6 protein-coding genes and 4 tRNA genes are annotated in these 8,800 nt (G+C 38.3%); 9 read left to right on the plus strand and 1 reads right to left on the minus strand.

Annotated features, from left to right (window positions below; all coding sequences use genetic code 11):
• The first annotated feature begins 106 nt into the window (after window positions 1-106).
• The 9 genes from ELS83_RS14680 to ELS83_RS14720 all read left to right on the plus strand — a co-directional run bounded on the left by ELS83_RS14680 (window position 107) and on the right by ELS83_RS14720 (window position 6,017).
• Window positions 107-2,293 (plus strand): SPOR domain-containing protein, encoded by a 2,187-nt coding sequence (locus ELS83_RS14680; RefSeq protein ID WP_171596312.1) that lies wholly within the window; start codon window positions 107-109, stop codon window positions 2,291-2,293.
• Between the two features lie 12 nt (window positions 2,294-2,305).
• Window positions 2,306-2,587 (plus strand): ATP-dependent Clp protease adaptor ClpS, encoded by a 282-nt coding sequence (locus ELS83_RS14685; protein WP_171596313.1) that lies wholly within the window; start codon window positions 2,306-2,308, stop codon window positions 2,585-2,587.
• Between the two features lie 18 nt (window positions 2,588-2,605).
• The gene (locus tag ELS83_RS14690; RefSeq protein ID WP_171596314.1) at window positions 2,606-3,070 is read left to right on the plus strand and encodes an NfeD family protein; all 465 of its coding nucleotides are present in this window, start codon (window positions 2,606-2,608) and stop codon (window positions 3,068-3,070) included.
• Between the two features lie 10 nt (window positions 3,071-3,080).
• A complete protein-coding gene (gene floA, locus ELS83_RS14695; protein WP_171596315.1) occupies window positions 3,081-4,061 on the plus strand; it encodes a flotillin-like protein FloA in 981 nt (326 codons plus the stop codon).
• A gap of 199 nt (window positions 4,062-4,260) precedes the next feature.
• Window positions 4,261-4,349: transfer RNA gene (locus tag ELS83_RS14700), tRNA-Ser, on the plus strand.
• 8 nt (window positions 4,350-4,357) lie between these two features.
• Window positions 4,358-4,432, plus strand: a tRNA-Pro gene (locus ELS83_RS14705).
• A gap of 62 nt (window positions 4,433-4,494) precedes the next feature.
• Window positions 4,495-4,569, plus strand: a tRNA-Pro gene (locus ELS83_RS14710).
• Between the two features lie 61 nt (window positions 4,570-4,630).
• Window positions 4,631-4,705 (plus strand) — tRNA-Pro (locus ELS83_RS14715).
• A 106-nt stretch (window positions 4,706-4,811) separates the two neighbouring features.
• Complete coding sequence (locus ELS83_RS14720) at window positions 4,812-6,017, plus strand: L-serine ammonia-lyase (protein WP_171596316.1); 1,206 nt, start codon at window positions 4,812-4,814, stop codon at window positions 6,015-6,017.
• A gap of 43 nt (window positions 6,018-6,060) precedes the next feature.
• On the opposite strand, the gene ELS83_RS14725 is transcribed toward ELS83_RS14720, so the two are convergent.
• Window positions 6,061-8,574, minus strand: coding sequence for a hybrid sensor histidine kinase/response regulator (locus tag ELS83_RS14725; protein ID WP_171596317.1), 2,514 nt, complete (start codon window positions 8,572-8,574; stop codon window positions 6,061-6,063).
• Window positions 8,575-8,800: the final 226 nt, after the last annotated feature.

Here is an 8,800-nt window from a genome sequence, read left to right on the forward strand (position 1 = left end):
TTATCACAAGCCTTGTTTTAGGGGAGTTTGTAAGGAATGCAGATTGACATGTTTGTGAATAAAATGAATCAAATTTCAGATTATCTTTTAGCAAGAATTTAAATCTATGAACAAGACCATGAGATTACGTAGCACATTGCTTTTAATCGCTCTGTTTATTGCCCAAATATCATTTGCCCAAAGCTTTAGCGGAGGAAAAACCGAACAACAAATTGAAGAGGAGGCTTTCACTTTTTTCGATGCCGAAAATTACAAAAGTGCAATGCCTTTATACCAGGAATTGATTAATGTTTACCCTCAGGACCCCGAGTACAATTACTACCTGGGAGTTTGCCAGGTGGAGCTTAATGATAATGTATCCGAGGCAATTAAACACCTAAAAATTGCATCGACCAAAAATGTGAACGCATCGGTTCCTTACTATCTGGGTAGGGCTTTTCATATGAATTACCAGTTTAATTCTGCCATTCGTTACTACAGAAAATTCAGAGAGTACTACAAGAAAAAATCAACAGGTATTGATCAACTGATTGTAATGTGCCAAAATGGATTGCCATTAGTGAACTCGTACTACGTAATTGATGTAAGAGATAAAAAAGTGGTGGACAAGCACGAGTTTTTCAGATACTACAAGTTGGATGGATTTGATGACAGGTTATCGAAAAAAACAAAAGGCATTAAATCGAGATATGATGGTGCCGGAGATAAAGATGTAGCCTGTTTGGCCAACAAAGGGCAATATGTGTATTTTTCAAGTTTTGGAAAGAACAAGAAAAATGGTAGAGATTTATATCGCGCCAAACGCCTGAAAAATGGTGGTTGGGGAGAATGGGAAGCATTAAGCGATTTGAATACCCAGTTCGACGAGGTTTATCCGTACATGGCTGGCGACGGAAGAACACTATATTTCTGTTCGCAAGGACATAGCAGTATGGGAGGATTCGATATTTTCAAATCGGTTTATAACGAAATTACTGATACCTGGACAGAACCGGTAAATCTTGGATTTCCTATCAACTCAACATCGAACGACTTGTTTTTTGCAACAGATGTGAATGATGAGTTTGCATGTTTTACATCGAGCCGTGAGAACGGTAAAAATGATGTGACGATATATAAAATTAAGTTGTCGGAATACCCGGAGCAAAAAGTGGTGATGAACATGGAGGCCTTGCCTGAATTGGCCGTTCTTAAAAAAGGAGCCAATACCATGACAGAAAGTTCGAGTATTAATGTTGCTGCAACAGATATCAAGTATATTACCAGGTTTACAAATTCAAATTTGCCTTACTTTAACTTTGCTGTAAGCGATGAGATTACATATCACTACCTTACCGAGTTCAAGTCGAACGAGGCAAGGAATATCTTCATGGAATCGAAAAATGACAAATTCAATTCTGATAGCCTTCACAATGTTACCGAGGATTTAAGGAACAAGCTAACTGATGCAAGTGGAGCCGCAAAGGTAAACTTAAGTGAAAAGATTGCCTTATTGGAGCAAAAATCTTTCGACCTGGGAGCTCATGCCGATGACAAGTTGATCCAGGCAAGAAAGATTGAGTCAGATTATCTGAACAAACATATTGTTGGTACAATTGAAACAGATGTTGTGGCTCAAACAGAGAAGAAAGAGCAACTGATCATGACATCAGAAGAAATGCCAGGTGCATCTGCCGATGTAGTTGAAGGTTATATTTATCATCTTCAAGTTGGAGTTTTCTCGAGCAGAAGAGATGCCAAATTTTTCGAGGGTTTAAATCCTGTAAAAGAAGAATTAACCGGAAATGGGAAATTGTATAAATATATGGTAGGTAACTATCCTACATTTGCAGCAGCAAAATCGGCTATTCCTGAAATCAGACAATTGTTCCCGAATGCATTTGTGGTTGCTTATAAGGATGGAAAGAAAACGAATTTAGGGCTTGCCATAAAAATTACAGACCAGAACTATCAGCCAACAATTGTGGCGAAATCGACACCGACTGTTACTCCGAAGGTGGAGAATGCTGTTTCTGGAGAAGTGGCTTTTAAAGTGCAAGTTGGTGCCTACTCTGAAGATGTGCCGCAAGATGTTAAAGATAAACTGAGAGCATTTTCGAGATACCCAATTGAATACACAAAAGATTATCGTGGATATACCATTTGTACCGTTGGGAACTTTGATTCTTACAGTAAAGTGAGTAAATTGAAAATGGAACTAAGGGAAGCTGGTTTGAGCGATGCCTTTACGGTAGCTTATTCTGGAAAAGATAAGGTGACCATTCAGCAAGCCCTGGAAATACTTCGTCAATAAAATATTGAAGTTATGAGTAATTACGATGAGAGATATTCGAGTGAGGAGAACGAGGTTTTGGATGATATCATTAATCGTAACACATTGCTTTTGCACAATGATGATTTTCATACATTTGATTTTGTAGTAGAAGCATTGGTGGATATTTGTAAGCATGATCCGGAACAAGCGGAGCAATGTGCCTATATTACGCATTACAGGGGAAAATGTGATGTGAAAAAAGGAAAAATGAGTGTTATCAGGCCGATGAGAGATGGTTTAGCGAAGAAGGGCTTAAAGGTAACTATTGTATAATTTTAGATATCAATTTAAATGACAGCTTTAATTATTGTATTACTGATTCTTTTGGGAGTTCTTCTATTGTTGCTGGAGTTTCTGGTAATTCCAGGAGTTACTTTGGCCGCTATTGGTGGTGTATTGATGATAGGAGGTGGAATATACCTGGCCTATGATCATTATGGAAATACCATTGGACATATCACGGTTTTGGCAACCATAATTTTTTGTGGAATATCGCTTGCCCTGGCCTTAAAATCGAATACCTGGAACAAGATTATGCTGAAAGCCGAAGTTGATTCTAAAGTTGATAAACTGGAAGAGGAAAAAGTGAAGCCTGGTGATCAAGGAATTTGTATTTCGCGTTTGGCTCCAATGGGAAAGATCAAAGTGAATAAAACTGTGGTTGAAGCAAAATCTACAGGTGCTTATATCGATGAGAAGAGCAAAGTGGAAGTCATCGGTATTATGGATAAAGTTGTAATTGTAAAACCTATATAATATTATACAAATGGAAGGAATTGGAACGATCATTCTAATATTTGCTGCTGTAGGAGTTGGGATTTATATCCTATTCTTCTTTATTCCTGTAGCACTTTGGTTTTCTGCTCTGCTTTCTGGAGTTAGAATCTCATTGATTCAATTGATTTTTATGCGTTGGAGAAAAGTGCCACCAAATGTAATTGTACGTGCATTAATTGAGGGTACTAAAGCCGGTCTAACACTGAACCGAAATGAACTGGAAGCTCACTATTTGGCAGGTGGACATGTTTCACAGGTTACACATGCATTGGTATCTGCTTCAAAAGCAAATATCGATCTTCCATTCCAAATGGCAACAGCTATTGATTTGGCTGGTCGTGATGTGTACGAAGCGGTTCAAATGAGTGTAATTCCAAAGGTAATTAACACACCACCTGTAACAGCTGTAGCAAAAGACGGGATTCAGTTGATTGCAAAAGCAAGGGTTACTGTACGTGCCAACATTCGCCAATTGGTTGGTGGAGCCGGAGAAGAAACGGTTCTTGCTCGTGTTGGTGAGGGTATTGTATCATCTATTGGTTCTTCTGAAACGCATAAGTCGGTACTTGAAAATCCTGATAATATCTCCAGAGTTGTTTTGGAGAAAGGATTGGATGCTGGTACTGCTTTCGAAATCTTGTCGATTGATATCGCAGATATTGATATCGGAAAGAACATTGGTGCGGTTCTTCAAACCGACCAGGCTGATGCCGACCTTAAAATTGCACAGGCGAAAGCCGAAGAGCGCAGAGCTATGGCTGTAGCGTCGGAACAGGAAAATAAAGCATTGGCACAAGAAATGCGTGCGAAAGTAATCGAAGCCGAGGCCGAGGTTCCAAGAGCAATGGCCGAAGCATTCAGAAATGGTCAGTTGGGTATTATGGATTATTACCGCATAAAAAATATCGAGGCTGATACAAGCATGAGAGAAAATATTGCAAACCCTAAAGATAAAGGGAAGAAGAAATAAGAAATTGTAGGAATTTCGAGATTAGCCGAAGAGGATTTACTTCCTTTTCGGCTTTTTTTTCAAATTTATTTCAAAAAAAATAAAATCTAATCTCATTGATTTATAATTTACTATAATGAGAGCTTGAAAAATCTTTACGTATTGCGAAAAAAATATTTTGCACATCTGAAATTTTTACATACTTTTGCTACCGCAATCAGGAGAGGTGGGTGAGTGGCTGAAACCACCAGTTTGCTAAACTGGCGTACTGAGCAATCGGTACCGGGGGTTCGAATCCCCCTCTCTCCGCAAATTTTCGGGGTGTAGCGTAGCCCGGTTATCGCGCCTGCTTTGGGAGCAGGAGGTCGCAGGTTCGAATCCTGCCACCCCGACCGAAAATTTCAGAGGAGTTTAAAAGCTTCTCTTTTTTTATCGAATAGAGTACCGAATTATTCGGGGTGTAGCGTAGCCCGGTTATCGCGCCTGCTTTGGGAGCAGGAGGTCGCAGGTTCGAATCCTGCCACCCCGACTGAAAAAKTTGGAGGAGTTTACAAGCTTCTCTTTTTTTATCGAATAGAGTACCGAATTTTCGGGGTGTAGCGTAGCCCGGTTATCGCGCCTGCTTTGGGAGCAGGAGGTCGCAGGTTCGAATCCTGCCACCCCGACTGAAAGAGAAGTTCATTATTGAGCTTCTCTTTTTTTATGCGCTAAAAATGATAGTTCCTTTCCTCGCATTTATTAAATTTGCCAGCACACTAAACAACAACAGAAATGGAATCGATTAGAGAATTGTATAGAATTGGTTGTGGGCCATCCAGCAGCCATACAATGGGACCAAGAAAGGCAGCGGAGGAATTCCTGGAAAGAAATTCAAAACATGAGAATTTTGAGGTAACTCTTTTTGGTAGTCTTGCTGCTACCGGAAAAGGTCACCTTACTGGAGTAGCAATAGAAGAGGTTTTTAAAAATAAAAAACTCGATTTAATATGGAAGCCAAAAGAGTTTTTGGAGAAACATCCAAATGCACTTCAATTAAAGGCTTTCGATACTAGTGGAGAATTGGTGGAAGATTGGACTGCATATAGTATTGGAGGAGGCGCTATTATTGATGATCACACAGAGCACTCATCAGAATCGATTTATGATTTAACCACCATGGATACGATTCTGGAATGGTGTAATAAGAATGACAAGCAGTTGTGGGAATACGTACTTTTAAAAGAAGGAGAAGAAATTTGGAATTTCCTTGATGAAGTATGGACAGCCATGAAGTCGGCTATCAAAAAAGGAATGAACAATGAAGGGGAATTGCCTGGAGGTCTGAAATTGCCTCGTAAATCGCATCTCTACCATTTAAAAGCAAAGACTTACAGCGGACCGATGAGAAAACGATCGATGCTGTACTCTTATGCATTGGCCGTATCGGAAGAAAATGCAGGAGGAGGAACCATTGTTACTGCTCCAACTTGTGGAGCTTGTGGTGTATTGCCTGCAATTCTTTACTACCATAAGAAGTTTTACAAATTTAAAAAGAAAGATATCCTAAAAGCATTGGCAACTGCCGGTTTAATTGGAAACATTGTAAAGTTCAATGCTTCGATTTCAGGCGCCGAAGTAGGCTGCCAGGGTGAAGTTGGTGTAGCTTGTGCAATGGCTTCAGGTGCAGCTACTCAATTGCATGGTGGAACCATTTATCAGATCGAATATTCGGCAGAAATGGGGCTCGAACATCATTTGGGACTGACCTGTGACCCTGTTTTAGGTTTGGTTCAAATTCCTTGTATTGAGCGTAATGTTTTTGCAGCCGCCCGTGCCCTTAATCACAATACTTATGCACTGCTATCGGATGGTAGACATCGAATTAGTTTTGATCAGGTAACCGAAACCATGATGAAAACAGGTTTAGATCTGTCATTATCTTATAAAGAAACTTCGCTTGGAGGTTTAGCAAGTTTAAAAGGATTTACTTACAGATAAATACATCCTGGCTCAATCGAATCGCTTTCTTTTGAGCCAGATTTTACGATACCAAATACTTTTGTAGAAGCTGCTGTACGGTTTTCATACTAATGGGTTTAGAAAGAAAATCGTTGCAACCGGCAACGCGTGCCTTCACCTTATCGTCGTCGGTTGAATAAGCAGTTTGGGCAATGATATTTTGCCCGGGTTTCATTTTTTTGATTTGCATTGTTGCTTCATAACCATTCATTTCGGGCATTTTAATGTCCATAAAAACAATTTCGAAATCCTTGTTTTTACACATTTCAACTGCCTCAATTCCATTCTTGGCATGCTCTAACCTGCACTGAGGAGCGATCTCTTCCATTAAAGATTTAAAATAGAAGTAATTGATCTCTTCATCTTCGGCAACTAAAATTGCACAGTCTTTTTGATTATCATCGTTTTCTTGTTCTTTGTAATTGTTAATCAGGCAATTGTTTAAGGTGATAATGAACTTGCTTCCCTGGTTAATTTCCGAAATCAATTGAATTTCGCCCTTCAGCAATTTTACATTCTCCTTAACGATTGATAGTCCTAATCCCAATCCTCCTTGTTTCTTGCTAATTTCACCTTCGGCCTGTGAAAATCTTTCAAAAATATGAGAATGTCTCGCAGTGTCTATGCCAATTCCTGTGTCTTTAACATACAATTCCAACCTATTCTCTTTTACATGATAACCCATTTCAATAGATCCTACATTGGTGTACTTAAGCGAGTTTTCCAAAAGGTTCATCAACACCTTCTTTAATTTCGTTTCATCGGATCTGATGATGCAGTTCTCATCGTTTAAATCTTTGTGAAGGTATAAGGATAGGTTTTGTTTTTTAGCCTGGGGTTGGAATATTGTAAAAAGTTCGGTAAGCAGATTATTTAAATTAAAGTTACTTTCGATTAACTGTACATGCTTGGTTTCCAGTGCCGAAATTTCTAAAATGTCATCAATAATGCGAAGCAATTGAAAACCACTGTTTTTGATGATATTGATGTACTGAGTTCGTTTGATTGGTGTGATATTTTCCAACTCTAGAAATTCTGTAAATCCCAATATGGCATTCATTGGTGTTCGAATTTCATGAGAGAGATTTTGCAGAAATTCTGACTTTAAACGGTCGCTTCTCTCTGCAATTTCAATCGCTTCTATTAATTCTTCGTTCTGAGATTTATATTCCTCTGCTAAAACTTCGTATTCTTTATTGCTCTTGAGTAGTTCTTCTTCTGATTGCTTCCTGTCGGTGATATCTTGAATATGTACGATACTATTAATAAACTCACCTTTTGCATTAAAAATAGGACTCACCGATGTTAAACCCCATTTTAGTTTACCCGATTTGGTCAGATATCTTTTTTCAATTGTAAATGCTTTCTTACTCTGTAAGCACTGGGTGTATTTCTCTTTACTGCGCGAAATATCTTCAGGATAAGTAATATCCAGGAATGATTTGCTATGCAGCTCACTACTGCTGTATTCTATCATTTTGCAAAAAGCCTTATTGGCCGAAAGAAATGTTTTACCAACTCCAACAATTGCCATTCCTACATCAGAAGCTTCAAAAGAACTTCTAAATTTCTCTTCACTTTCAGCCAGGGCAGCAGCAGCCTTTTTACGTTCGGTGATATCAATGGTAGCCAACATAGCTTTGGCTCTATCCTTAGAATTATAATCGACAGTTAACTTAAGGTAAATTTGTTTTTCAACTCCATTTAAAGTTTTGATTTCTCCTTCGGTTTCAAACTCCTTTCTGCCATTAGCCAAAGCAATTACTTCATGTTTGAACACATCATAAGACTTTGGCGTAAATATTTTATCAAGATTCCCTAAAAGTTCTTCCTTTGAGCCTGCATCGTGTAGTTTTAAAGTTGCCAAATTTACATCGGTCACTTTTACTTTCTGAGAACAGATTGCCAGCGCATCGGGGTTTTCATTAAAATATCTTTCGAAGTTGCTTACTCCCTGGCTTTTTAAATCGTTAAGATACTGGTACAGTTCAGAGAATTCTTCTTCCCACAATGGTACAGGAGAATAGTTGAATAATGTTCGATATCTAAGATTGTTTAGATACTGTTCTTCTTCGGTTTGTTTGGTAGAAGTAATATCCTTTAGAATACCGATTAATTTTATTGGTTCATTCGTATTGTTGTATTGAATCTGGCATGAAGCTTTGAGCCATATTTCATCAGCTATTTTTTCGCTTAATCTGAAAATACATTCACAATTAACTGATTGTGCGCTAATGCATTCAGATAACTTATCGACAAAATGAGGAATGTCTTCCTGGTGAATGCACTGCAGCAGGCTTTCTTTGGTTTTTCCAAAACTTATGCCGCTTGTTACAAATACGTGGTCCGCACCTTCCGACCAATCGATAATGTTTTCATTAAAATCCCATTCAAAGGCCACTATTTTTTCATTAGAAAGGATGTTGTGATACTTGCCAAAAAAGTGCATTTCCTGATTTAAGGAAGCTACTTGTTTGCGCAATACATCCAATTCTTTTAACAAATCAGAAGTGCTTTGATGTTGTGGTTGGGTCATATAAGTGGATTCGGATTAATAGTCTCTTTTATTAAAAATAATAAAATTTAGGGAAGAGAACAAAAAGGCTTTGTTGTGTTATATGAGTCGTCCTAAAATAGGTTGACACATTTATAAATTAATTATATGATCCAGTGAGGCTAGCCTCACTGGATTTTTGATGTATAAAATTAGGTGTTTTATAATTCAAACTCAAATGAGGTCTCTTGTTATTATAGATCCAAAC

The sequence above is a fragment of the Marinifilum caeruleilacunae genome, assembly GCF_013141825.1.
In the GTDB taxonomy this organism is placed as follows: domain Bacteria; phylum Bacteroidota; class Bacteroidia; order Bacteroidales; family Marinifilaceae; genus Marinifilum; species Marinifilum caeruleilacunae.

Bases quoted from the DNA above. Each gene is read 5' to 3' on its own strand.
- ELS83_RS14725 (WP_171596317.1), bottom strand. From the start codon at position 8,574: ATGACCCAACCACAACATCAAAGCACTTCTGATTTGTTAAAAGAATTG.
- ELS83_RS14680 (WP_171596312.1), top strand. From the start codon at position 107: ATGAACAAGACCATGAGATTACGTAGCACATTGCTTTTAATCGCTCTG.
- ELS83_RS14690 (WP_171596314.1), top strand. From the start codon at position 2,606: ATGACAGCTTTAATTATTGTATTACTGATTCTTTTGGGAGTTCTTCTA.
- ELS83_RS14685 (WP_171596313.1), top strand. From the start codon at position 2,306: ATGAGTAATTACGATGAGAGATATTCGAGTGAGGAGAACGAGGTTTTG.
- floA (WP_171596315.1), top strand. From the start codon at position 3,081: ATGGAAGGAATTGGAACGATCATTCTAATATTTGCTGCTGTAGGAGTT.
- ELS83_RS14720 (WP_171596316.1), top strand. From the start codon at position 4,812: ATGGAATCGATTAGAGAATTGTATAGAATTGGTTGTGGGCCATCCAGC.